This is a genomic window from Staphylococcus schweitzeri, from assembly GCF_002902405.1.
In the GTDB taxonomy this organism is placed as follows: Bacteria; Bacillota; Bacilli; order Staphylococcales; family Staphylococcaceae; genus Staphylococcus; species Staphylococcus schweitzeri.
In genome coordinates, this window is record NZ_PPQS01000026.1 from 95972 (window position 1) to 120468 (window position 24497).

Here is a 24497-nt window from a genome sequence, read left to right on the forward strand (position 1 = left end):
AGAACCTAATTGTGATAGCATATGAAAAGTGAGTAGTGTCCTTTTTTAATCTAATTTACTTATGAAGCGAAAATAACGTGCAAGTAAAAAAACGACCTAAATCCCTTTAAAAACAAGGATTAGGTCGTATTTATTTGATAATGAATTTGTCTAGCGAATATAACGTGCAAGTAACGTGCAAATAAAAAATCATGCGTAATATGGTATATATTTTATATGTCTAGGTAAAGTTTATGAACCTACAGATTTGAAATATTCTTCAGCAACTCCGTCTTTTATAATTCTTGAAATAACCGAGGTTTTTATTTTTACGTTGTTTTGAATTGTCTAAAATAGTCATACATAATCTGTTTAAACCCTTACTTAAGCTTGTAAAATGCGGAAATAAGTTTTCCTTTTTTAGTTATTTTTTCTTGGTATATTTTAAATCCACAATTATTGCAATAAAATTCTTTCAAATTCTTATTATCATACCAATCAACACAAATATGTCTTAGTGCAGTACGATCATAAATTTCAGAAGCAATAGATAAGGCATAGTCCATTACAATTTCTCCTGGTATATGCTTTTTGTGTTTATCGCTCCTACCTAATTTAGTTATTAATAATGCTTGAAATTCTCCATTCTTTTTAGCATCAGACGAGATTTTTCTTTTCGTTTTTCCACTAACGTCTTTTTCAAGCTTTATATTTACAATTTTTAAGCAGAAGTATCCCATTATTTCAAGGTCTGATTTATCTATAATTAAATACGTACGAATGGAATTTAGATCGTTCATTTTTATTGCTTTATGTTTTAGGAAATGTGCTATTGAAGGGTTTAAAGATGTTTGGAATTTCTTGGTTTCTTGACTTATATAGTTATGAAAGAGGGCGTTGTCCTTTATAGCATTTCTGAGATTAGAAATGCTATAAATAAAGTGATTAAGATTTTTTGTTTTCATGTAATTTAAGAAATGGATTTGTTTTTTGTGGGTTATTTTTAATTCTGTTCTTAAATGGTTTGAATTTTGCGGTTGCAAATATGATAGCAGCTTCTTTTGACAAAGTAATAGAACCTTTTTCTTCTGGTACCATGATATTCACTCCTTGTACAATTGGATTTAAATCTTATAAAATAATTTTACTATATAAAATAGGTTGTGTAAATAGTTTCTTATTGTTACCAAATAATATGTTTGGAAGCGTTATGTAATGCCAATCAACACCGAAGTTCTCATGTCCTCTTTCCTTTTACGACTACATATATTGTTAATAATATTGAAATAATAAACTTATAGTGATAATATTTATTTAACTGACCCATGAGAGTAGGAACCCCACCATACGGGAATTTCGAAATCATGGGTTTTTTTGTCTTAAAGGATTGATGCAATAGATAAAGTAGCCATTCTAATATATGGAGAATTTATCAGCTGAAAATTAAAACAGATATGGGTTTTCTTCATTAAATCATTTTTTCTATAAGGAAACAGAGGCAACGCTACTGTCACCTCTGCTTGAAATAATTAGGATGAAATACTCTGAGTTTATAAACGTCCACACCCAAACCCTCCAAACCCCAGACTACACCTACATCTCACTCCCTCGAACACTTACCAAAGCATTGATATGAGTGCCAATACTGGCAATGTACCTTGTTTGAAAAAGATGCTGATATTGCTTGAAAGGCCACCATAAATAGCAACGCCAATGATATACACTAAAATAGCTGTGCATATTTCTTTTGAATTAATACTGAAAAACAAACCGTATATTAGCAAAACTCCTATTAAACCGTTATATACACCTTGGTTCTTCAAAAGCAATTTAATATTTTTGTCTTTCAATTTATCGACGCTTATATTAAATGTCTCGCTGGTCTTTTTGGAAGTTGTAGCAATCGTTTCAAGGTACATAATATAGAAAAACTCTAATGATACAAATATGACTAAAATTGTCGAGATGATATTCACTGTAACGCTCCTTTATTATTAAATATTTTCTTGTAAAAATGATTGCAGTGTCTGTGGTTGATCATTGACTAATTTTTGGAAATCATTGGATTCTTGCTCTAATAATCCTCTTGCTCCTGCGTCGTACATTGATGCCAATAATGCACCAAAGCCTTTAGGTTCATCGTACATTTCTGCAAATGCCTCTAATGAAACGGGTTCATATTTAATTTCTGTGCCTGATGCCTCAGATAAAATTGCAGCAAGTTCTTTCATATCATAACTGTAGCCTGATAATAAATAGCGTTTGCCCCAAGTATCTGGATTTTTAATAATAGCAATGACACCTCTAGCAATATCATTTCTTGTAATATAACTAATACGGCCATCACCAGCTGGATAAATCAGTTTGTGCATATTCATTAATTCTGGTAAATATGGTTTAAGTGGATCCATGTACATCGCCATTCTTACACACGTATAGTCAATGCCACTTGTTGCCAATAGACGTGCTGCATAACCGAAATAAGGACTCATATGGAATGGATTATTATGCTGATCTGCGTAATAACCTATGAAAATGATATGAGAAACGCCACTTTGTTTTGCGGCATATACTAAGTTTTCCACTTCAGGAATACGTTTGAATGATGGATGGATAATACTTGGAATAAATACAACGGTATCCATTCCTTTAAATGCTTCTACCATGCTATCTTGATTAAAATAATCTAATTGTCGTACAGAAACCTTTCCATGCCAATCTTCTGGTACTTTCTCAACATTTCTAATACCAATATGAAAATGATCTATCTTATTTGCAATGGCTTGATTTGTAATATGTGTGCCTAAATGACCTGTAGCACCTGTTAATATAATATTCATTGACTTCATCTCCTCATCTTTATATTCATAACATAATACTTATTTAGTGATTATCAAAACATTTGGTTTTATAAAAAATTGTAATCTGTATTTATTGTCGCTGTGTTTAGTAAATACGCATATATTATTAGCATTGAAAATACCACAATGACTAAGTTTAGTTGATGAGTATCACTAAGATCTTTGAAAATTCCAACAAGGTACTGCGACAATATGGTGTCATTTTTGTGTCTGAAAGTTTTACAGTTTTGATAAATAAAATGGTATAAAGTGAGAATTGTATAAAAATAAGTATTGGTGGATAAGAATTGATTAATAACTGTTAGCATTTTCTTAATTACCTTAACAATGATTCAAGTTTAGTTAAATGAAGTTTAATTTGAATGGCGATAATACATCAATATAATGTAGGTAGATTGTTCATATTACGTAATTGAAAAATCAAATTTAAATAGATTGGGGCTTAAAATTATGAAATTTAAAGCGATAGCTAAAGCAAGTTTAGCATTAGGAATGTTAGCAACAGGTGTAATTACATCGAATGTACAATCAGTACAAGCGAAAACAGAAGTTAAACAACAAAGTGAATCAGAGTTGAAACACTATTATAATAAACCAATTTTAGAGCGTAAAAATGTGACTGGATTTAAATATACTGATGAGGGTAAACACTATTTAGAAGTCACAGTAGGGCAACAGCATTCTCGAATTACTTTACTTGAATCTGATAAAGATAAATTTAAAGACGGAGAAAACTCAAATATAGATGTGTTTATCCTTAGAGAAGGTGACAGTAGACAAGCAACAAATTACTCAATTGGTGGCGTTACAAAATCAAATAGTGTGCAGTATATTGATTATATCAATACGCCAATTTTAGAAATCAAGAAAGGTAATGAAGATGTACTTAAAGATTTTTACTACATTTCAAAAGAAGACATCTCGCTAAAAGAACTTGATTTTAGATTAAGAGAACGTTCAATCAAACAACATGGCCTATATTCGAACGGTCACAAACACGGTCAAATTACAATTACAATGAAAGATGGCAAATCACATACAATCGATTTAAGTCAGAAACTTGAAAAAGAACGTATGGGTGAGTCAATCGACGGTAGACAAATACAAAAAATTCTAGTTGAAATTAAATAATACTTTCTAACAACAAAAGCTATGTTGAGTAGTACTTGTTATGGAAATATATAGAAGTTAAGCGACGTACTGTTGCTTAGCTTCTTTTTCAATCGTCAAAGTTACCTAATCATCCACAGACGAAGCAACTATTATCTTTTACTTAACAAACTTAATCGAGTTTTATGAATAGTTAAAAATAGGTTAATGTCAATATCTGAATACAGCGCCTATAATATGATTGTATGGTTCGATTTACGTAATAAAACAATCTAATATAATAGATTGGAGCATACAACTATGAAAATGAAATCAATTGCAAAAGTAAGTTTATTATTAGGAATTTTAGCAACAGGTGTAAACACTACAACGGAAAAACCAGTATATGCCGAAAAGAAACCTATTGTAATAAGTGAAAATAGCAAAAAATTAAAAGCTTATTATACTCAACCTAGTATTGAATATAAAAATGTGACAGGTTATATCAGTTTCATTCAACCAAGTATTAAATTTATGAATATCATAGATGGTAATACTGTTAATAATCTTGCTTTAGTTGGCAAAGATAAGCAACATTATCATGCGGGTGTACATCGTAATCTTAATATCTTTTACGTTAATGAGGATAAGAGATTTGAAGGTGCAAAGTACTCTATTGGGGGTATCACAAGTGCAAACGATAAAGCTGTCGACCTAATAGCAGAAGCAAGAGTTATTAAAGCAGATCATATTGGTGAATATGATTATGACTTTTTCCCATTTAAAATAGATAAAGAAGCAATGTCATTGAAAGAGATTGATTTTAAATTAAGAAAATACCTTATTGATAATTATGGTCTTTACGGTGAAATGAGTACAGGGAAAATTACCGTCAAAAAGAAATACTATGGAAAGTATACATTTGAATTGGATAAAAAGTTACAAGAAGACCGTATGTCCGATGTTATCAATGTTACAGATATTGATAGAATTGAAATCAAAGTTAGAAAAGCATAACACACATACTTGACGACGAAATAATTTGAAATTGAAATAGAGAGGTTAAGTGACGATCAAACGTTGCTTAACTTCTTTTTAGTGCTTAAAAATCATTTCAAAGGCACATAGAAACGCCACATAAATCTTAAAATTACTAATTATTTTTTGCTTAAATTACTTAATAATACTTCAAAAATTGTTAAACGGGGTTTAATGTGAATATCGTAAAACGCCATCTATAATGAAGTTGTATGATTCTAATTGCGTAATAAAACAATCGAATATAATAGATTGGAGCATACAACTATGAAAATGACAACAATTGCGAAAGCAAGTTTAGCACTAGGTCTTTTAACAATAGGCGTAATCACTACGACAACGCAATCAGCTAACGTAGAAAAAGAACGTACGGCTAATCTCGAAAAGACGCTAAATGCTAATGAGAGAAATACATCAACAGCTAATGCAGAAAAAAAGCAACAATCCAAACGAGAAGCGTTGCAATCGCTAAACATAACAACAGAGCCAGTACTTAAACAAGAAAGATCACAATCGCCAGCCTTAGCCACAATGCCACAAACTAAAGTGACAACATCTCCATCAACAAACACGCCACAACCACCAACCAAGACAGACACATCGCAATCATCAACTGCAGGACAAGCACAAACAGAAATAAATCCTAAATATAAGGATTTAAGAGCTTATTATACGAAACCGAGTTTAGAATTCGAAAATCAGTTTGGATTTATGCTGAAACCATGGACGACGGTTAGATTTATGAATGTTATTCCAAATTATTTTATATATAAAATAGCTTTAGTTGGAAAGGATGATAAAAAATATAAAGAAGGACCATACAATAATATCGATGTATTTATCGTTTTAGAAGACAATAAATATGAATTGAAGAAATATTCTGTCGGTGGTATCACAAAGACTAATAGTAAAAAAGTTGATCATAAGGCACAGTTAAGCATCACTAAAGAAGATAGTAAAGGTACGATTTCACATGATATTTCAGAATACAAAATTACTAAAGAAGAACTTTCCTTGAAAGAGCTTGATTTTAAATTGAGAAAACAACTCATTGAAAGACATAACCTATACGGTAACATTGGTTCAGGAACAATTATTATTAAAATGAAAAATGGTGGAAAGTATACGTTTGAATTACACAAAAAGTTACAAGAGCATCGTATGGCAGATGTCATAGATGCTACAAACATTGATAAAATTGAAGTGTATATAAAATAAGTGGGATAGATTCTGCATAGAAGCTATTAATGCTGAAACAAGGAGTTAAGTGACAACGGCCTACATGTTGCTTAGCTTCTTTTATTATGCATAAGGATGTAAGAAGACGAATATTCACTTGTTTGTAAAAGTGACGTTTCTATGCCTTAAGTGTGACGAAAGACCAAATGTGCCATGTATCAAATCACAACAAAATCATTTTTATTTAACGAACATTATTGATTCCTTAATTTACTTAACGATGATTCAAATATAGTTAAATAAGGTTTAATGTAAATAGAACAATACGCCAACTATAATAAGGCTGTATGATTCAATAAACGTAATCGAACAAATCTAATAATTACGATTGGAGCATACAACTATGAAAATAACAGCAATTGTGAAAGCCAGTTTAGCATTAAGTATTTTAGCGACTGGGGTTATAACATCAACTACTCAAACTGTAAATGCGAGTGAACATGAATCAAAATATGAAAATGTGACAAAAGATATCTTCGACTTGAGAGATTACTATAGTGGTGCAAGTAACCAACTTAAAAATGTTGTCGGTTATCATTATAGTAAAGGTGGGAGACACTACCTTGTCATTGATAAAAATAGAAAGTTCACAAGAGTACAGATATTTGGAAAAGATATACAAAGATTTAAAGCACGTAAAAATCCAGGATTAGATATTTTTGTTGTTAAAGAAGCGGAAAACCGCAACGGCACAGTGTATTCATACGGTGGTGTCACTAAGAAAAATCAAGGCGCTTATTATGATTACTTAAACGCACCAAGGTTTCAGATTAAGAAAAGCGAAGGTGATGGTATTACTACGTATGGTAGATTACACTACATTTATAAAGAAGAGATTTCCCTTAAAGAACTCGACTTTCAATTAAGACAGTATTTAATTCAAAATTTTGATCTTTATAAAAAGTTTCCTAAAGATAGCAAGATAAAAGTGATAATGAAAGACGGTGGTTATTATACATTCGAACTTAATAAAAAATTACAAACAAATCGCATGAGTGACGTCATTGACGGTAGAAACATTGAAAAAATAGAAGCCAATATTAGATAATTCAATGAAATATAGATAATAGTAAAATATGGATAATATAGAGAAGTTAAGCAGTATAAGTTGCTTAGCTTCTTTTTTGTATTGCTATTATGGAAAATGAAGCGGGGTGATTAATCGAAAAATGCAATGAAGCAACAGTAAATATTGTATAAACGGTTGATACTTATAGATGCGAGATGTCGCTTTAGTGACATGAAACAATGTGGAAAACATAATTAAATTGAGGGAAAGTGTGAATAGTTAAAAAAATTAGCATAGTGTTATAAAAAATGATTAACACTGTTAGGATTCCATTAATTAGCTTAACATTGGTTCAGGAATAGTTAAAATGAGGTTAATTCATAGCTTAGTATCCCGCTTATATAATGATAGTAGATTGTTCGTATTACGTAATTGAAATAATCATATAAAATATATTAAGTGAAAATTTCTAAATAGATTTGGAGAATAGTACTATGAAACTAAAAACGTTAGCTAAAGCAACATTAGTATTGGGATTGTTAGCTACTGGTGTAATAACAACAGAAAGTCAAACAGTAAAAGCGGCAGAATCAACTCAAGGTCAACACAATTATAAATCGTTAAAATACTACTATAGCAAGCCAAGTATAGAGTTAAAAAATCTTGATGGTTTGTATAGACAGAAAGTGACAGATAAAGGAGTATATGTTTGGAAGGATCGAAAAGATTATTTTGTTGGCTTGCTTGGTAAAGATATTGAAAAATACCCTCAAGGTGAGCATGATAAGCAAGATGCATTTTTAGTCATCGAGGAGGAAACTGTTAATGGAAGACAATATTCAATTGGTGGTTTAAGTAAGACAAATAGTAAAGAATTTAGTAAAGAAGTCGATGTTAAAGTAACAAGAAAAAATGATGAATCATCTGAAAAGTCTAAAGATAGTAAATTTAAAATTACTAAAGAAGAAATCTCGTTAAAAGAGTTGGACTTTAAATTAAGAAAAAAATTGATGGAAGAAGAAAAATTATATGGTGCTGTTAACAATAGAAAAGGTAAAATTGTAGTTAAAATGGAAGATGATAAGTTTTATACTTTCGAACTTACAAAAAAATTACAACCGCATCGCATGGGTGACACGATAGATGGTACTAAAATCAAAGAAATTAATGTTGAGCTAGAATATAAATAATCTTTGGACAAGCAGACTAGTAATTATAGGGAAGTTAAGCGATAACATATTGCTTAGCTTCTTTTTTTGTGTTGTTATGATGAAAAAAGGAGCGGGTTCATAATCGGATTTTTGGAAAAACGGTTGATACCTATAGATGCATGATGTCGCTTTAGTGACATGAAACAATGTGGAAAACATAATTAAATTGAGGGAAAGTGTGAATAGTTAAAAAATTAGCATAGTGTTATAAAAAATGATTAACACTGTTAGGATTCTATTAACTAAATTAACGTTGGTTCAAAAATAGTTAAAAATGGGTTAATTCATGGAGCAGTATACCACTTATATAATGATAGTAGATTGTTCGTATTACGTAATTGAATTAATCATATCAAATATATTAAGCCAAAATTTATAAATAGATTGGGAGAATAATACTATGAAATTAAAGACATTAGCTAAAGCAACCTTGGCATTAGGTTTATTAACTACTGGTGTCATTACATCAGAAGGTCAAGCAGTTCAAGCAAAAGAAAAGCAAGAGAGAGTACAACATTTATATGATATTAAAGACTTACATCGATACTATTCATCAGAAAGTGTTGAATTCAGGAATGTTAGTGGTAAGATTGAAAACTATAATGGTTCTAACGTTGTACGCTTTAGCCAGCAAAATCAAAATCACCAATTATTCTTATTAGGAAAAGATAAAGAGAAATATAAAGAAGGCCTTGAAGGTCAAGATGTCTTTGTAGTACAAGAATTAATTGATCCAAACGGTAGATTATATACTGTTGGTGGTGTAACGAAGAAAAATAACAAAACTTCTGAAACTAACACACCTTTATTTGTTAATAAAGTTTATGGAGGCAATTTAGACGCAGCAATTGACTCATTTTTAATTAATAAAGAAGAAGTCTCATTAAAAGAACTTGATTTCAAAATTAGAAAGCAATTAGTTGAAAAATACGGTTTATATAAAGGTACTTCTAAATACGGTAAGATCACTATCAATATGAAAGACGAGAAAAAGGTAGAGATTGATTTAAGTGATAAATTGCAATTCGAGCGCATGGGCGATGTGTTGAATAGTAAAGATATTAAAAATATAGCAGTGACTATGAAGAAAATTTAAAGTAAGTACTCAATGACTCTAAAGTAATAAATTTTGAAGCAGCTTAACGATGAAATGTTAAATAGATACGTACATCCTACAAAAAGGGACGTATCTAAATCAACAGTGTCGTTAGGCTGTTTTTATGTTTTATAACGCAGGGTATGAGCATACTAAAAATTCACATTGCTCCTGAAAGTGATGTCCATTGAATATTAATTAGTTCTTCATTAACCATGATTTAAGTTTAATTAAACGAGTGTTAATGTCAGTTTGTCTCAATGACCTTTAAAATAAATATGTATTATTCAAATTACGTAATAAAAGCAATCCAATATATTGAGATTGGAGCATATGAATATGAAATTTACAGTGATAGCTAAAGCGACATTAGTATTAGGAATATTAACAACAAGTGCAATGATAACAGAAAATCAATCGGTTAATGCAAAAGGAAAGTATGAAAAAATGAACCGTTTATATGATACAAACAAGTTACATCAGTATTATTCGGGACCAAGTTATGAGTTAACAAATGTTAGTGGTCAAAGTCAAGGTTATTATGACTCTAACGTTTTGCTTTTTAACCAACAAAATCAAAAGTTCCAAGTGTTTTTATTGGGAAAAGATGAAAATAAATACAAAGAAAAAACACATGGTTTAGATGTCTTTGCGGTACCAGAATTAGTAGATTTAGATGGAAGAATATTTAGTGTTAGTGGTGTAACAAAGAAAAACGTAAAATCAATATTTGAGTCTCTAAGAACGCCGAACTTACTTGTTAAAAAAATAGACGATAAAGGCGGTTTTTCGATTGATGAATTTTTCTTTATTCAAAAGGAAGAAGTATCATTGAAGGAATTTGATTTCAAAATAAGAAAACTATTGATTAAAAAATACAAACTGTATGAAGGGGCAGCTGATAAAGGTAGAATTGTTATTAATATGAAAGATGAAAATAAGTATGAAATTGATTTAAGTGATAAATTAGATTTCGAGCGTATGGCAGATGTCATTAATAGTGAACAAATTAAGAACATCGAAGTGAATTTGAAATAATCAATGATATATAGAATAAAAGCTTAAGAAGCGGCTTAACAACAAAATGTGAATTGACATCCGTGTCCTTATATAAGGAACTGTGTTAAATACATTACTGTTGTTAAGTTGTTTTTGTAATGCAAAGAGCAGAACAGAGTAACATCATCAGTTGTAGTAAACGATAATCCAGTAAAACAACTAAATGAAATAATGAAAGTCATATAACCTGAACATTTAAAAAATATTTGTTTTTCATTAAGAATAATTCAAGTATATTTAAATCGAGGTTAATTATCGTATGAAACGATGCACGTTATAATAAAGGCATATGATGCAAATTACGTAATAATAACAATCCAATACATTAAGATTGGAGCAAAACAATATGAAATTAACAGCGATAGCTAAAGCTACATTAGCTTTAGGAATTTTAACAACAGGAACTTTAACAACAGAAGTTCATTCAGGTCATGCAAAACAAAATCAAAAGTCAGTAAATAAACATGACAAGGAGGCACTACACCGATACTACACTGGAAGAACTATGGAAATGAAAAATATTAGTGCTTTGAAACATGGTAAAAACAACTTACGTTTTAAGTTTAGAGGTATTAAGATTCAAGTATTATTGCCTGGAAATGATAAAAGTAAATTTCAACAGCGTAGTTATGAGGGGTTAGATGTTTTCTTTGTTCAAGAAAAAAGAGATAAGCACGATATATTTTATACTGTTGGTGGTGTAATACAGAATAATAAAACATCTGGAGTTGTCAGTGCACCAAGATTAAATGTTACAAAAGAAAATGGTGAAGATGCTTTTGTGAAAGGTTATCCTTATTATATTAAAAAAGAAAAAATATCACTGAAAGAGTTAGATTTTAAGTTGAGAAAGCATTTAATTGAAAAATACGGTCTGTATAAAACGATCTCAAAAGATGGTTGGGTCAAAATTAGCATGAAAGATGGTAGCTTTTATAACCTTGATTTAAGATATAAATTAGATTTCAAATATATGGGAGAAGTCATGGATAGTAAACAAATTAAAGATATTGAAATTAACTTGAAGTAAATAATTACGAATAAGAAAAAGCAATTGAAGCGGCTTAACGACAAAACGTGGATTGGTACGCATACCATACGAAAAAGGGGTATCAATCGACAGCATCGTTAGGCTGTTTTTATTTGTGTTTTATGAATACTACGCCAGTTTTTATAAATCCAAAAATTCCACCAACAGCATCAAAATTCTCCACATCGTAACATATCCAAATGTTATAATAAATCTATTACACAAAGAGATAAATTACTTATTCAAAGGCGGAGGAATCACATGTCTATTACTGAAAAACAACGTCAGCAACAAGCTGAATTACATAAAAAATTATGGTCGATTGCGAATGATTTAAGAGGGAACATGGATGCGAGTGAATTCCGTAATTACATTTTAGGCTTGATTTTCTATCGCTTCTTATCTGAAAAAGCGGAACAAGAATACGCAGATGCCTTGGCAGGTGAAGACATCACGTATCAAGAAGCATGGGCAGATGAAGAATATCGTGAAGACTTAAAAGCAGAATTAATTGATCAAGTCGGTTACTTCATTGAGCCACAAGATTTATTCAGTGCGATGATTCGTGAAATTGAAACACAAGATTTCGATATTGAACATCTGGCGACGGCAATTCGTAAAGTTGAAACATCAACACTAGGTGAAGAAAGTGAAAATGACTTTATCGGATTGTTCAGCGATATGGATTTAAGTTCAACGCGTTTAGGTAACAATGTCAAAGAACGTACTGCATTAATCTCTAAAGTCATGGTTAACCTTGACGACTTACCATTCGTTCACAGTGATATGGAAATTGATATGTTAGGTGATGCATACGAATTCCTGATCGGGCGCTTTGCGGCGACAGCGGGTAAAAAAGCAGGCGAGTTCTATACACCACAACAAGTATCTAAGATACTGGCGAAGATTGTCACAGACGGTAAAGATAAATTACGTCACGTGTATGACCCAACATGTGGTTCAGGTTCATTACTGTTACGTGTTGGTAAAGAAACAAAAGTGTATCGTTATTTCGGACAAGAACGCAACAACACCACATACAACTTAGCACGCATGAACATGTTGTTACATGATGTGCGCTATGAGAACTTCGATATCCGTAATGATGATACGTTGGAAAATCCAGCTTTCTTAGGTACTACATTTGATGCGGTTATAGCGAACCCACCATACAGTGCGAAATGGTCAGCAGATTCAAAATTTGAAAATGACGAGCGATTTAGTGGTTACGGTAAACTTGCGCCAAAGTCTAAAGCAGACTTTGCCTTTATTCAGCATATGGTACATTACCTAGATGATGAAGGTACAATGGCAGTTGTACTCCCACATGGCGTATTATTTCGAGGTGCGGCAGAAGGTGTCATTCGTCGTTATTTAATCGAAGAAAAGAACTATTTAGAAGCCGTGATTGGTTTGCCAGCCAATATTTTCTATGGGACAAGTATTCCAACATGTATCTTAGTATTTAAAAAATGTCGCCAACAAGACGACAACGTACTATTTATCGATGCATCCAATGATTTTGAAAAAGGAAAAAATCAAAACCATTTAAGCGATGCCCAAGTCGAACGCATTATAGACACATATAAGCGTAAAGAAACGATTGATAAATATAGCTACAGTGCGACATTACAAGAGATTTCCGATAACGATTATAACCTAAACATACCGAGATACGTTGATACATTCGAAGAAGAAGAACCAATTGATTTAGATCAAGTCCAACAAGATTTGAAAAATATCGATAAAGAAATCGCAGAAGTTGAACAAGAAATCAATGCATACCTGAAAGAACTTGGGGTGTTGAAAGATGAGTAATACACAAAAGAAAGTGCCAGAGTTGAGATTCCCAGGGTTTGAAGGCGAATGGGAAGAGAAGAAGCTAGGAGAAGTTACTACCAAAATAGGCAGTGGAAAGACTCCCAAAGGTGGAAGTGAAAACTATACAAACAAAGGCATACCATTTTTAAGGAGTCAAAATATTAGAAATGGTAAATTAAATCTTAATGACTTAGTTTATATTAGTAAAGATATAGATGATGAGATGAAAAATAGTAGAACGTACTATGGTGATGTTCTTTTAAATATTACAGGAGCATCAATAGGTAGAACAGCCATTAATTCAATAGTTGAAACGCATGCTAATTTAAATCAACATGTATGTATTATTAGATTGAAAAAAGAGTATTATTATAATTTTTTTGAACAGTATCTATTATCAAGAAAAGGTAAAAGGAAAATTTTCCTTGCACAAAGTGGAGGTAGTCGAGAAGGACTAAACTTCAAAGAAATTGCTAATTTAAAAATATTCACCTCAACTATATTTGAAGAGCAGCAAAAAGTAGGCAAATTCTTCAGCAAACTCGACCGGCAAATTGAATTAGAAGAACAAAAACTTGAATTACTTCAGCAACAGAAAAAAGGCTATATGCAGAAAATCTTCTCACAAGAATTGCGATTTAAAGATGAAAATGGCAATGAATATCCAGAGTGGAAAGTTACTAGTATACAAGATGTCACAAAATATACCAGCTCAAAGAAGTCTTCTAATCAGTATGCTGACAAGATTGATTCTAAGGGTTATCCAGTTTATGACGCAGTTCGAGAGATTGGTAAAGATTCAAATTATGATATAGAGGAATCATATATTTCTATTTTGAAGGATGGAGCCGGAGTTGGTCGTTTGAATTTAAGACCAGAGAAATCATCCGTAATTGGAACTATGGGTTATTTACAGGCAAATAATATAGACCTTGAATTCCTTTATTATCGAATGAAAATAGTTGATTTTAAAAAGTATATAATTGGTAGTACTATACCGCATTTGTACTTCAAGGATTATTCAAAAGAAACTATATATATACCTTCAAGTATTCAAGAACAAGCAAAAATTGGTAAGTTTATTTCAAATTTGGATAAGATGATTGAAAATAAAACTCGTAAATTAAATTGTCTAAAACAGTTGAAACAAGGATTACTTCAAGGGATGTTTATTTAAACAACTTTAAATTTAGCTTTATTGGTAAAGATATTCACCTAATCAAAAACGAACATTAAATTTAGACACTGTGATAGCGCAGTGTCTTTTTTGTGTCGAAATTGTGTACAGAATAAGTGGTTAAATAAAGTTTAAGCTGAGATAAAGTGTTATTCGTAAATAAAAGAGAGTAGATTGATAGGAATTAAATGATATTAGTTAACTATTTCTTAAATTACTTAATAATGATTAATTTTTAGTTAAAGTAAGTTTAATGTTAAGTACGACTATTGCTCATTATAATAAACGAGGATTGTTCGTATTGCGTAATAGAATAAATCAAACAAACTAAAAATTGGGAGCATAGAATTATGAAATTAAAAAATATTGCTAAAGTAAGTTTAGCACTTGGGATTTTAACAACAGGAATTATTACAACTACTGCTCAGCCAGTAAAAGCAAGTGAAAGTAGATTATCAGTTATTTCAAAAGATACACAAGAATTAAAGAGTTATTATAGTGGAACTGGATTTAATTTTCAAAATGTAAGTGGTTATAGAGATAAGGATAAGATGAATATTATTTATGGACCACAACTGAATGTGATTTCCTTACTTGGCACAGACAAAGAAAGATTTGAAGACGGAAAAGATTATAATAATCTAGATGTCTTTGTAGTAAGAGAGGGATCTGGTAAACAGGCAGATAATATTTCAATTGGTGGAATTACAAAAACAAATGAAAACAAATATAAAGATACTGTTAAACATGTAAATATGTTTATTTATAGAAATACAAGCCATAATACTACTACTGTAAAATCTACATTCCATAACATATATAAAGAAGAAATATCGTTGAAGGAATTAGATTTCAAATTAAGAAAACAGTTAATTGATAATCATGATCTTTATAAAACAGAGCCTAAAGACAGCAAAATTACAGTTACTATGAATAATGGTGACTATTACACATTTGAATTAAATAAAAAGTTACAAGAACACCGTATGGGTGATGTAATTGATGGTAGAAATATAGAGAAAATTGAAGTGAATTTATAATAATATTCGAGGGAGTATATCATGAGGGAAAATTTTAAGTTACGTAAAATGAAAGTCGGTTTAGTATCTGTTGCAATTACTATGTTATATATCATGACAAACGGTCAAGCAGAGGCATCTGAAGGTAGCCAAACTGTTGAGAACCCAAAGGAAAATGCAACTAAAGAAATCAAATCTAAATCACAACCAGTTCAAAATAATAAAGAAGTAAGTTCGGATCAAATAAAAAAGAACTTTGTTAATATAGACCCTATTAAACCTGGAGCTCAAAAGGTAACAGGGACTACTTTACCGAGCCATATTATTCTAATGAATATAGATGGGAAAAGTGCTGATTCAGTAGATGGAGGAAGCAGTGATTTAGTATTTGCTGATGAAAATGGAAGATTCGAGTATCCACTACACAATAGAAAAATTGTTCATAATCAAGAAATTGCAGTTTCATCATCAAGTCCTGACTTAGGAGAAGAAGAAGAGGATGAAGAAGTAGAAGAAGCTACAACAGAAAAAGTTGGTGTTGAGGAAGAAAGCACAGATGCTAAAGCTACATATACAACACCACGATATGAAAAAGCTTATGAAATACCGAAAGAACAACTAAAAGAAAAAGATGGACATCACCAAGTTTTCATCGAACCTATTACTGAAGGATCAGGTATTATTAAAGGCCATACTTCTGTAAAAGGTAAAGTTGCTCTATCTATTAATAATAAATTTATTAATTTTGAAACAAATGCTAATGGTGGTCCAAATAAAGAGGAAGCGAAATCTGGATCAGAAGGTATTTGGATGCCTATTAATGAAAAAGGATATTTTGATTTTGATTTCAAAAAAAATCCTTTTGATAACTTAGCGTTAAAGAAAAATGATGATATATCATTAACATTTGCACCTGATGATGAAGAAGATGCCTTAAAACCTTTAATCTTCAAAACTAAAGTAACAAGTTTTGAAGATATTGATAAAGCAGAAACTAAATACGATCATACAAAAGTGAAAAAAGTTAATGTTTTGAAAGATGTTGAAGAAGATTTACATGTGGATGAAATATATGGAAATGTATATCATACCGAACAAGGAAAGGGTAAAATAACCCAAGAAGGTACTAAAGTAATTAAAGGGAAGACTAAATTCGCAAATGCAGTAGTGAAGGTAGACTCTGAACTAGGAGAAGCGCAATTATTCCCTGATTTACAAGTAAATGAAAAAGGTGAATTTAGCTTTGATGTAGATTATGCTGGACTCAGATTACAAAATGGAGAAAAGCTTAACTTTACTGTAGTCGAACCTATTACAGGTAAATTATTAAGTAGTGGATTTGTAAGTAAGCATATAGATGTATATGAAACACCTGAACAGAAAGCGGATCGTGAGTTTGATGAGAAACTTGAAAATACTCCTGCTTACTACAAGTTATACGGCGATAAAATCATTGGTTTTGATACTAACGATAGTCCGTTAACTTGGTTCTATCCTTTAGGTGAAAAGAAAGTTGAACGTAAGGCACCAAAATTAGAAAAATAATTAATTAAATAAAACAGCTTAATGATGTAATGAAATTAGTGAGATAGTCACTGACTTCAACGTCATTGAGCTGTTATTTTCGTGTACTTCGTTACAAAGTATTATTGAATTTATTTTACGTGTTCATATTTTGAAACTTCAAAGCCGTCTTTCTTAGCTTTGTTGATAATGTCTTTGATTGAATGTAGTCCTTTATCGGCGAAGTATGATCTTAAGTTGTCTTTTGTAGCTTGGTCAGCATTCTTATCTAATAACACATCGATATAACTTAATTCATGTTCTAAGAAGTTTGCATCATCATGTAGTACGAGCCCATTTTGAGAATAAACTTTCGCATCTGCTTGATTACCATAGCCAACAACGCCAGTTGCTAATACACCTACCATTGCCGTAGCTACTAAACCCTTTTTTAATTTCATATCTATCACTCCTCTAAAAATTGTAACTCTATCATAACACTGAATATTGAGAAAATTACGTTTATTAAGTCGGTTTAATAATTTTTAATAAATAGTTAAACTGGCAAATATTGCTAAAAAGCAATTAAACTTTAGTACGATGCTTGTGTTTCTTCGAATTGAGAAGTAGGTTTCGAAGATATTTTAATTCAAATGAAACAATAATAAAAAAATGATGTAACATAATAATAAGTACAAATTTAATTAATAAATTAAATTGATTGTATATGTATGTTTTGGTAACGTAAAAGAGAAATATACAAAATAATTAATTATTTATATGAAAAGAGAATATAAATGAAGTATAAAACAGAGAGACGTGAAGCGATGGGATATTTAAAAAGGTTTGCATTGTACATAAGCGTTATGATTTTAATATTTGCGATAGCAGGTTGTGGCAAAGGTAATGAAACAAAAGAAGATTCCAAAGAAGAACAAATTAAAAAGAGTTTTGCGAAAACGTTAGATATGTATCCAATCAAAAATCTTGAAGATTTATATGACAAAGAAGGATATCGAGATGGCGAATTTAAAAAGGGAGATAAGGGGATGTGGACGATATACACAGATTTCGCCAAAAGTAATAAACCGGGAGAATTGAATGATGAAGGTATGGTTTTAAATCTGGATAGGAATACTAGAACCGCTAAAGGCCATTATTTTGTTACTACATTTTACCGGAATGGTAAACTACCAGATGAAAAGAATTATAAAATTGAAATGAAAAATAATAAGATTATTTTATTAGATGAAGTAAAAGATGATAAGCTCAAGCAGAAAATAGAAAACTTTAAATTTTTCGGTCAATATGCAAATCTTAAAGAATTGAAAAAATATAATAATGGTGATGTTTCAATTAATGAAAATGTTCCTAGTTATGATGTTGAATACAAAATGAGCAATAAAGATGAAATAGTTAAGGAATTAAGAAGTAGTTATAATATTTCGACTGAAAAATCACCTATTTTAAAAATGCATATTGATGGGCACCTGAAAGGCAGTTCTGTAGGTTATAGAAAGTTAGAAATTGACTTTTCAAAACGTGAAAACAGCAAATTATCAGTCATTGAATTTTTAAGTTATAAACCAGCGAAAAAATAGTATTGATAAGGAATATTAGGGTGTGAAAAAATGGGATATCTAAAAAAGCTTGCACTGTTCATAAGTGTTATTATTTTGGGCATTTTTATAATAGGTTGTGATAGTTCAAGCGATACTGCGGAAAAAGCAAAAGAAGATTCAAAAGAAGAACAAATTAAAAAGAGCTTTGCGAAAACATTAGATATGTACCCATTCAAAAATCTCGAGGATTTATATGATAAAGAAGGATATCGAGATGGCGAATTTAAAAAGGGAGATAAAGGGACGTGGACTTTACTCACAAGTTTTTCTAAAAGTAACAAGGCAGGAGTAATAGATGATGAAGGCATGGTGCTATATCTAAATAGGAATACCAAAAAGACAACAGGTTATTATTTTGTAAATAAAATTTATGATGATATTAGCAAAAATCAGAATGAGAAAAAATACCGTGTTGAACTTAAAAATAATAAGATTGTTCTTTTGGATAATGTAGAAGACGAAAAACTTAAACAAAAAATTGAAAATTTTAAATTTTTTAGTCAGTATGCCGATTTTAAAGATTTAAAAAATTATCAAGATGGAAGTATAACAACTAATGAAAATGTACCGAGCTATGAAGCAGAATACAAATTGAATAATAGTGATGAAAATGTAAAAAAACTTAGAGATATTTATCCAATTACAACGAAAAAGGCTCCAATATTAAAGTTACATATAGATGGTGATATAAAAGGAAGTTCAGTTGGATACAAAAAAATAGAATATAAATTTTCAAAAGTTAAAGATGAAGAGACAACATTAAGAGATTATTTAAATTTTGGGCCGTCTGATGAAGATAGCTAAAGTTTATTAGATGTAGAAATAATTCTAAAACAGAGAGACGTGAAATGATGGGAAATTTAAAAAGTTTTGCATTGTACATAAGTATCTTGATTTTAATAGTTATTGTAGCAGGTTGTGGCAAAAGTGATAAAACAACAGAAGATTCAAAAGAACCACAAATTAAAAAGAGCTTTGCGAAAACTTTAGATATGTATCCAATTAAGAATCTCGAGGATTTATACGACAAAGAAGGATATCGAGATGGCGAATTTAAAAAAGGCGATAAAGGGACGTGGGTTGTTAGATCTGAAATGATAATTCAACCAAAAGGTAAAAGTTTAACTTCAAGAGGCATGATATTATACATGAATAGAAATACAAGGACCGCAACGGGGTATTTTTCAATAGAAGAAATAGATTCAAGAAAAAAACTTGACGAGAGAGAAACAGAAAAAAAGTATCCTGTGAAAATGATAAACAATAAAATTATTCCAACCGTAAAGATAAAAGATGAAAAGTTGAAAAAGGAAATTGAAAACTTTAAGTTTTTTGTTCAATATGGGAGTTTTAAAGGAATAGAGAATTATGAAAATGGTGACATTTCCTACAATTCTGAAGGTCCTATTTATTCCGCGAAATATCAACTGAAAAATGATGATTATAATGTTAAAGAATTACGAAAAAGATATGATATACCAACAGAAAAGGCGCCCAAATTATTGTTGAAAGGTTCGGGGGATTTGAAAGGGTCTTCAGTTGGATATAAGGAAATTGAATTTATATTCCTAGAAAATAAAAAAGAAAATATATATTTTTCAGATGGATTAAACTTAATTCCAAGTGACTAAAAATAACACAAAGGTTGATAGTGCTCAACAAATATTAACATGATAGAGAGAAGTGAAATGATGGGAAATTTAAAATGTTTTGCATTGTACATAAGTATCTTGATTTTAATAGTCATGATTGCAGGTTGTGGCAAAGGTAATGAAACAAAAGAAGATTCCAAAGAAGAACAAATTAAAAAGAGTTTTGCGAAAACGTTAGATATGTATCCAATCAAAAATCTTGAAGATTTATATGACAAAGAAGGATATCGAGATGGCGAATTTAAAAAGGGAGATAAGGGGACGTGGACTTTACTCACAAGTTTTTCTAAAAGTAACAAGCCAGGTGAAATAGATGACGAAGGTATGGTTTTATTCCTTAATAGAAATACAAAGAAGGCAACAGGATATTATTACAAGAGCAAAGTTCATGATGAATTTAATGAAAAAGATCAACAAAAAAAATATCATGTTGAATTAAAAAATAATAAGATAGTACTTTTGGATAAAGTAGAAGATCCAAAGCTCAAAAATAAAATAGAAAATTTTAAATTCTTTAGTCAGTATGCTGATTTTAGAGATCTTAAAAATTATAAAAATGGAAATATATCAAGTGCAGATAATGTGCCAAGTTTCGATGCAGAATATCAAATGAGTAATACGGATAAAAATGTAAAAAAACTTAGAGAAGTTTATCCAATCACAACAAAAAAATCTCCAGTATTAAAATTACATCTAGATGGTGACATAAAAGGAAGTTCAGTTGGTTATAAAAATATAGAATATAATTTTTCAAAAGTAAAAGACCAAGAAACTACTGTAAGAGATTTTGTGAATTTTGGACCATCTGATGATGGTAGCTAAAGTTTATTGGGTGTAGAAATAATTCTAAAACAGAGAGACGTGAAAATATGGGATATATAAAAATGATTGGATTGTGCATAAGTCTGTTGATTTTAAGCGTTTTTGTAACATCTTGCGGTGGTGATAATAAGATCACTGGAGATTCAAAAGAAACACAAATCAAAAAGAGCTTTTCGAAAACGTTAGATATGTATCCAATTAAGAATCTCGAGGACTTATATGATAAAGAAGGATACCGTGATGGCGAATTTAAAAAGGGCGACAAAGGAATGTGGACTATATATACAGATTTTGCTAAAAGCAATAAATCAGACGAATTGGATGATGAAGGTATGGTTTTAAATCTGGATAGAAATACTCGAACGGCTAAGGGATATTATTTTGTTAAGAAATTTTATGAAAAGGATAAATTACCTGATAGAAAAAATTATAAAGTTGAAATGAAAAATAATAAAATTATCTTATTAGACAAGGTAGAAGATCCAAATCTAAAAAAGAGAATAGAAAACTTTAAATTTTTCGGACAATATGCAAATTTTAAGGATTTGGAAAATTACAACAATGGCGACGTGTCAATAAATTGGAATGTTCCAAGTTATGACGTGGAATATAAAATGAGCAATAAAGATGAAAATGTTAAACAATTAAGAAGTCGTTATAACATTCCTACTGATAAAGCTCCAATGTTAAAAATGTATATTGACGGGGACTTAAAAGGTAGTTCTGTTGGATATAAAAGGTTAGAAATAGATTTTTCAAAAGAAGATAGGGATATTTCAGTCATTGATTATTTAAGTTATAAGCCAGCGAAAAAATAGTACTGATAATTAAATATTAGGGTGTGAAGGAATGGAATATCTAAAAAGGCTTACATTGTTCATAAGTGTTATTATTTTGACCATTTTTATAATGGGGTGTGATAGTTCAAGCGATACTTCAGAAAAATCAAAAGAAGATCCAAAAGAAACACAAATCAAAAAGAGTTTTGCAAAAACGTTAGATATGTACCCTATTAAGAATCTTGAAGATTTATATGACAAAGAAGGATATCGAGATGGAGAATTTAAAAAAGGTGATAAAGGGACGTGGACAATATCAACAGATTTTGCTAAAAGTAATAAAGCGGGTGAATTGGATAGTGAAGGTATGGTATTACATTTGAATAGAAATACGCGGACGGCTAAAGGATATTATTTTGTAAGAAAAACTTATAACGAAGAGGATAAGATGCCGCAAAGGAAAGATTATCGTATTGAACTTAAAAATAATAAAATAGTCCTTTTAGATAAAGTAGAAGATGAAAAACTTAAACATAAAATAGAAAATTTTAAATTTTTGGGGCAATATGCAGATTTTAAAGACTTGAAAAATTATAAAAACGGGAAAATATTGAGCAATGAAAATGTGCCATTTTATGAAGCAGCGTACAAAATGGAAAATAGTGATAGTAATGTAAAAAAACTTAGAGATGTTTATCCTATCACAACCAGTGAATCGCCAACTTTAAAATTTCATATAGATGGGGATATAAAAGGTAGCTCTATAGGATATAAAAAAGTGGAATATATCTTTTCAAAGCAAAAAGATAACCAAATTTCTGTCAGTGATTTTTTAAATTTTAACCCATCAAAAGATAATCAGTAGAGATTCAATAAAAAATCAGACAAGAGAGAAGTGAAAAAATGAGATTTTTAAAAAGAGTCGTATTGTACATAAGCGTTCTGGTTTTGAGTGTTATTATAATAGGTTGTGATAAATCAAGCGATACTTCAGAAAAGTCAAAAGAAGATTCAAAAGAAGCACAAATTAAAAAGAGTTTTGCAAAAACGTTAGATATGTACCCTACTGAAAATCTAGAAGACTTTTATGACAAAGAGGGATATCGAGATGGAGAATTTAAAAAAGATGATAAAGGTACTTGGCTAATTAGATCTGAAATAGTTAAACAGCCAAAGGACAAAGTGATGAAAACAAGAGGTATGCAATTATATATTAATAGAAATACCAAAACAGCCAAAGGTTTCTTTGTTTTGAAAGAAATAAGTGAAAAAAACAATCATGTAAATAAAGATAAGGAGGAAAAATACGAAGTGAAAATGGTAGGGAATAAAATTATTCCTACTGAACAAATTAATGATGAAAAAATAAAAAAAGAAATTGAAAACTTCAAGTTTTTTGTTCAATATGGAAATTTTAAAAATTTCGAAAAATACAACAATGGTGAGTTTTCATATAATCCAGAAGCACCAATTTATTCTGCTAAATATCAATTGCAAAATGACGATTACAATGTAAGGCAACTACGTAAAAGATATGAGATTTCAACAAAAGAAGCACCGAAGTTACTTTTGAAAGGTGGAGGAGATTTAAAAGATTCCTCAGTTGGTCAAAACGATATTGAATTTACTTTTGTTGAAAGAAAAGGTGAGAATATTTATTTTAACGATAGTGTTGAATTCATACCAAGTAAGTAAAGTTAAATTACAATGTGTGGTTTGATCAAATATCAAAAAATGTGCAAAGAGATGTGACAAGATGAAGTTTTTTCAGAAATTATACATATTTATATTAATTTTAATCGTATTAATGGCAGGATGCGAAAGTAATAAGATCACTGGAGATTCGAAAGAAACACAGATCAAAAAGAGCTTTGCGAAAACATTAGATGTATACCCTACGAAAAATCTAGAAGATTTTTATGACAAAGAAGGCTATCGAGATGGCGAATTTAAAAAGGGTGACAAAGGGAAGTGGGTTATTAGATCTGAAATGACAACAGAACTGAAAAATGAAAATATGGTATCTAAAGGTATGGTCATACGTTTAAATAGAAATAGTAGAACATGCACTGGTGAATATTTTGTCAGGATAGTTAAAGAAGACAGTGAGGGCAAGGTATATAGTGATGAACGAAAATATCCAGTGAAAATGGAAAATAATAAAATCATTCCATTAAAACCAATCTATGATGAAAAAGTAAAAAAAGAAATTGAAGAATTTAAATTCTATGTACAATACGGGAATTTCAAAGAATTGGAAAACTATAAAGACGGAGAAGTGACATATAACCCAGAAGCACCAATATACTCTGCACAATATCAATTGAAAAACAGTGATTACAATGTAGAACAATTACGTAAGCGATATAATATCCCGACGCAAAAAGCGCCTAAATTATTATTGAAAGGCTCAGGTAATTTAAAAGGTTCATCAGTCGGATATAAAAATATTGAATTTACCTTTGTTGAAAATAAGGAAGAAAACATTTAC

At 30.4% G+C, this 24497-nt stretch carries 26 protein-coding genes; 21 read left to right on the top strand and 5 right to left on the bottom strand.

Annotated features, from left to right (window positions below; translation table 11 throughout):
* Positions 1–359: 359 nt before the first annotated feature.
* The 4 genes from CD116_RS13860 to CD116_RS05525 all read right to left on the bottom strand — a co-directional run bounded on the left by CD116_RS13860 (position 360) and on the right by CD116_RS05525 (position 2819).
* The gene (locus CD116_RS13860) at positions 360–944 is read right to left on the bottom strand and encodes a hypothetical protein (protein ID WP_047423845.1); all 585 of its coding nucleotides are present in this window, start codon (positions 942–944) and stop codon (positions 360–362) included.
* Positions 925–1077, bottom strand: coding sequence for a hypothetical protein (locus CD116_RS05515; protein ID WP_000248845.1), 153 nt, complete (start codon positions 1075–1077; stop codon positions 925–927). The genes CD116_RS13860 and CD116_RS05515 overlap by 20 nt, the downstream gene beginning before the upstream one ends.
* Positions 1078–1595: 518 nt before the next feature.
* Positions 1596–1955 carry a DUF1304 domain-containing protein gene (locus CD116_RS05520; RefSeq protein ID WP_047548590.1) on the bottom strand — a complete coding sequence of 120 codons (360 nt, stop codon included), beginning with the start codon at positions 1953–1955 and terminating at the stop codon, positions 1596–1598.
* An 18-nt stretch (positions 1956–1973) separates the two neighbouring features.
* Positions 1974–2819 (bottom strand): SDR family oxidoreductase, encoded by an 846-nt coding sequence (locus CD116_RS05525; protein ID WP_047532220.1) that lies wholly within the window; start codon positions 2817–2819, stop codon positions 1974–1976.
* A gap of 471 nt (positions 2820–3290) precedes the next feature.
* Here CD116_RS05525 and CD116_RS05535 point away from each other — a divergent pair, with 471 nt between their 5' ends.
* The 13 genes from CD116_RS05535 (at position 3291) to CD116_RS05595 (ending at position 17173) form a co-directional block, all read left to right on the top strand.
* Positions 3291–3971, top strand: a complete 681-nt coding sequence (locus CD116_RS05535) for a superantigen-like protein SSL1 (RefSeq protein ID WP_047532221.1) — start codon at positions 3291–3293, stop codon at positions 3969–3971.
* A 279-nt stretch (positions 3972–4250) separates the two neighbouring features.
* Positions 4251–4946 (top strand): superantigen-like protein SSL2, encoded by a 696-nt coding sequence (locus tag CD116_RS05540; RefSeq protein WP_047548588.1) that lies wholly within the window; start codon positions 4251–4253, stop codon positions 4944–4946.
* Positions 4947–5234: 288 nt separating this feature from the next.
* Complete coding sequence (locus CD116_RS05545; protein ID WP_047548585.1) at positions 5235–6185, top strand: exotoxin beta-grasp domain-containing protein; 951 nt, start codon at positions 5235–5237, stop codon at positions 6183–6185.
* Positions 6186–6303: 118 nt separating this feature from the next.
* Positions 6304–6441, top strand: a complete 138-nt coding sequence (locus CD116_RS05550; RefSeq protein ID WP_047548582.1) for a hypothetical protein — start codon at positions 6304–6306, stop codon at positions 6439–6441.
* Between the two features lie 108 nt (positions 6442–6549).
* A complete protein-coding gene (locus tag CD116_RS05555) occupies positions 6550–7254 on the top strand; it encodes a superantigen-like protein SSL5 (protein ID WP_047548579.1) in 705 nt (234 codons plus the stop codon).
* A gap of 455 nt (positions 7255–7709) precedes the next feature.
* Positions 7710–8405, top strand: coding sequence for a superantigen-like protein SSL6 (locus CD116_RS05560; protein ID WP_047548576.1), 696 nt, complete (start codon positions 7710–7712; stop codon positions 8403–8405).
* Between the two features lie 421 nt (positions 8406–8826).
* On the top strand, positions 8827–9522 hold the full coding sequence (locus tag CD116_RS05565; protein WP_047548573.1) for a superantigen-like protein SSL7: 696 nt from the start codon (positions 8827–8829) through the stop codon (positions 9520–9522).
* A gap of 339 nt (positions 9523–9861) precedes the next feature.
* On the top strand, positions 9862–10560 hold the full coding sequence (locus CD116_RS05570) for a superantigen-like protein SSL8 (protein WP_047548570.1): 699 nt from the start codon (positions 9862–9864) through the stop codon (positions 10558–10560).
* A 367-nt stretch (positions 10561–10927) separates the two neighbouring features.
* Complete coding sequence (locus CD116_RS05575) at positions 10928–11611, top strand: superantigen-like protein SSL10 (RefSeq protein ID WP_047548567.1); 684 nt, start codon at positions 10928–10930, stop codon at positions 11609–11611.
* Positions 11612–11872: 261 nt separating this feature from the next.
* A complete protein-coding gene (locus CD116_RS05580; RefSeq protein WP_047548564.1) occupies positions 11873–13429 on the top strand; it encodes a type I restriction-modification system subunit M in 1557 nt (518 codons plus the stop codon).
* Positions 13422–14609 (top strand): restriction endonuclease subunit S, encoded by a 1188-nt coding sequence (locus tag CD116_RS05585; RefSeq protein WP_047548561.1) that lies wholly within the window; start codon positions 13422–13424, stop codon positions 14607–14609. Before CD116_RS05580 ends, CD116_RS05585 begins: the two co-directional genes overlap by 8 nt.
* A 350-nt stretch (positions 14610–14959) precedes the next feature.
* On the top strand, positions 14960–15649 hold the full coding sequence (locus tag CD116_RS05590) for a superantigen-like protein SSL11 (protein ID WP_047548558.1): 690 nt from the start codon (positions 14960–14962) through the stop codon (positions 15647–15649).
* A 21-nt stretch (positions 15650–15670) separates the two neighbouring features.
* The gene (locus CD116_RS05595) at positions 15671–17173 is read left to right on the top strand and encodes an FKLRK protein (RefSeq protein ID WP_047548555.1); all 1503 of its coding nucleotides are present in this window, start codon (positions 15671–15673) and stop codon (positions 17171–17173) included.
* A 110-nt stretch (positions 17174–17283) separates the two neighbouring features.
* On the opposite strand, the gene spn is transcribed toward CD116_RS05595, so the two are convergent.
* Entirely contained in the window at positions 17284–17592 is a 309-nt protein-coding gene (gene spn / locus CD116_RS05600; RefSeq protein WP_047548552.1) for a myeloperoxidase inhibitor SPIN, read from the bottom strand.
* A 366-nt stretch (positions 17593–17958) separates the two neighbouring features.
* Between spn and lpl1 the strand changes: the two genes are divergently transcribed.
* From lpl1 to lpl7, 8 genes are all read left to right on the top strand, one after another.
* A complete protein-coding gene (gene lpl1 / locus CD116_RS05605; protein ID WP_078101665.1) occupies positions 17959–18732 on the top strand; it encodes a tandem-type lipoprotein Lpl1 in 774 nt (257 codons plus the stop codon).
* 30 nt (positions 18733–18762) lie between these two features.
* The gene (locus CD116_RS05610; protein WP_047548547.1) at positions 18763–19557 is read left to right on the top strand and encodes a tandem-type lipoprotein; all 795 of its coding nucleotides are present in this window, start codon (positions 18763–18765) and stop codon (positions 19555–19557) included.
* Between the two features lie 47 nt (positions 19558–19604).
* Positions 19605–20384, top strand: a complete 780-nt coding sequence (locus CD116_RS05615) for a tandem-type lipoprotein (protein ID WP_047548958.1) — start codon at positions 19605–19607, stop codon at positions 20382–20384.
* A gap of 60 nt (positions 20385–20444) precedes the next feature.
* Positions 20445–21227 carry a tandem-type lipoprotein gene (locus tag CD116_RS05620; RefSeq protein WP_047548955.1) on the top strand — a complete coding sequence of 261 codons (783 nt, stop codon included), beginning with the start codon at positions 20445–20447 and terminating at the stop codon, positions 21225–21227.
* 47 nt (positions 21228–21274) lie between these two features.
* Positions 21275–22045, top strand: a complete 771-nt coding sequence (gene lpl5, locus CD116_RS05625) for a tandem-type lipoprotein Lpl5 (RefSeq protein WP_047548545.1) — start codon at positions 21275–21277, stop codon at positions 22043–22045.
* Between the two features lie 31 nt (positions 22046–22076).
* Positions 22077–22871, top strand: coding sequence for a tandem-type lipoprotein (locus tag CD116_RS05630; protein ID WP_047548542.1), 795 nt, complete (start codon positions 22077–22079; stop codon positions 22869–22871).
* A gap of 38 nt (positions 22872–22909) precedes the next feature.
* The gene (locus CD116_RS05635; protein WP_047548540.1) at positions 22910–23701 is read left to right on the top strand and encodes a tandem-type lipoprotein; all 792 of its coding nucleotides are present in this window, start codon (positions 22910–22912) and stop codon (positions 23699–23701) included.
* A gap of 61 nt (positions 23702–23762) precedes the next feature.
* The coding region (lpl7, locus tag CD116_RS05640) for a tandem-type lipoprotein Lpl7 (RefSeq protein ID WP_103325199.1) at positions 23763–24497 on the top strand (735 nt) is incomplete at its 3' end.

Bases quoted from the DNA above. Each gene is read 5' to 3' on its own strand.
- CD116_RS13860 (WP_047423845.1), bottom strand. From the start codon at position 944: ATGAAAACAAAAAATCTTAATCACTTTATTTATAGCATTTCTAATCTC.
- CD116_RS05515 (WP_000248845.1), bottom strand. From the start codon at position 1,077: ATGGTACCAGAAGAAAAAGGTTCTATTACTTTGTCAAAAGAAGCTGCT.
- CD116_RS05525 (WP_047532220.1), bottom strand. From the start codon at position 2,819: ATGAATATTATATTAACAGGTGCTACAGGTCATTTAGGCACACATATT.
- CD116_RS05535 (WP_047532221.1), top strand. From the start codon at position 3,291: ATGAAATTTAAAGCGATAGCTAAAGCAAGTTTAGCATTAGGAATGTTA.
- CD116_RS05540 (WP_047548588.1), top strand. From the start codon at position 4,251: ATGAAAATGAAATCAATTGCAAAAGTAAGTTTATTATTAGGAATTTTA.
- CD116_RS05545 (WP_047548585.1), top strand. From the start codon at position 5,235: ATGAAAATGACAACAATTGCGAAAGCAAGTTTAGCACTAGGTCTTTTA.
- CD116_RS05555 (WP_047548579.1), top strand. From the start codon at position 6,550: ATGAAAATAACAGCAATTGTGAAAGCCAGTTTAGCATTAAGTATTTTA.
- CD116_RS05560 (WP_047548576.1), top strand. From the start codon at position 7,710: ATGAAACTAAAAACGTTAGCTAAAGCAACATTAGTATTGGGATTGTTA.
- CD116_RS05565 (WP_047548573.1), top strand. From the start codon at position 8,827: ATGAAATTAAAGACATTAGCTAAAGCAACCTTGGCATTAGGTTTATTA.
- CD116_RS05570 (WP_047548570.1), top strand. From the start codon at position 9,862: ATGAAATTTACAGTGATAGCTAAAGCGACATTAGTATTAGGAATATTA.
- CD116_RS05575 (WP_047548567.1), top strand. From the start codon at position 10,928: ATGAAATTAACAGCGATAGCTAAAGCTACATTAGCTTTAGGAATTTTA.
- CD116_RS05580 (WP_047548564.1), top strand. From the start codon at position 11,873: ATGTCTATTACTGAAAAACAACGTCAGCAACAAGCTGAATTACATAAA.
- CD116_RS05585 (WP_047548561.1), top strand. From the start codon at position 13,422: ATGAGTAATACACAAAAGAAAGTGCCAGAGTTGAGATTCCCAGGGTTT.
- CD116_RS05590 (WP_047548558.1), top strand. From the start codon at position 14,960: ATGAAATTAAAAAATATTGCTAAAGTAAGTTTAGCACTTGGGATTTTA.
- CD116_RS05595 (WP_047548555.1), top strand. From the start codon at position 15,671: ATGAGGGAAAATTTTAAGTTACGTAAAATGAAAGTCGGTTTAGTATCT.
- spn (WP_047548552.1), bottom strand. From the start codon at position 17,592: ATGAAATTAAAAAAGGGTTTAGTAGCTACGGCAATGGTAGGTGTATTA.
- lpl1 (WP_078101665.1), top strand. From the start codon at position 17,959: ATGGGATATTTAAAAAGGTTTGCATTGTACATAAGCGTTATGATTTTA.
- CD116_RS05610 (WP_047548547.1), top strand. From the start codon at position 18,763: ATGGGATATCTAAAAAAGCTTGCACTGTTCATAAGTGTTATTATTTTG.
- CD116_RS05615 (WP_047548958.1), top strand. From the start codon at position 19,605: ATGGGAAATTTAAAAAGTTTTGCATTGTACATAAGTATCTTGATTTTA.
- CD116_RS05620 (WP_047548955.1), top strand. From the start codon at position 20,445: ATGGGAAATTTAAAATGTTTTGCATTGTACATAAGTATCTTGATTTTA.
- lpl5 (WP_047548545.1), top strand. From the start codon at position 21,275: ATGGGATATATAAAAATGATTGGATTGTGCATAAGTCTGTTGATTTTA.
- CD116_RS05630 (WP_047548542.1), top strand. From the start codon at position 22,077: ATGGAATATCTAAAAAGGCTTACATTGTTCATAAGTGTTATTATTTTG.
- CD116_RS05635 (WP_047548540.1), top strand. From the start codon at position 22,910: ATGAGATTTTTAAAAAGAGTCGTATTGTACATAAGCGTTCTGGTTTTG.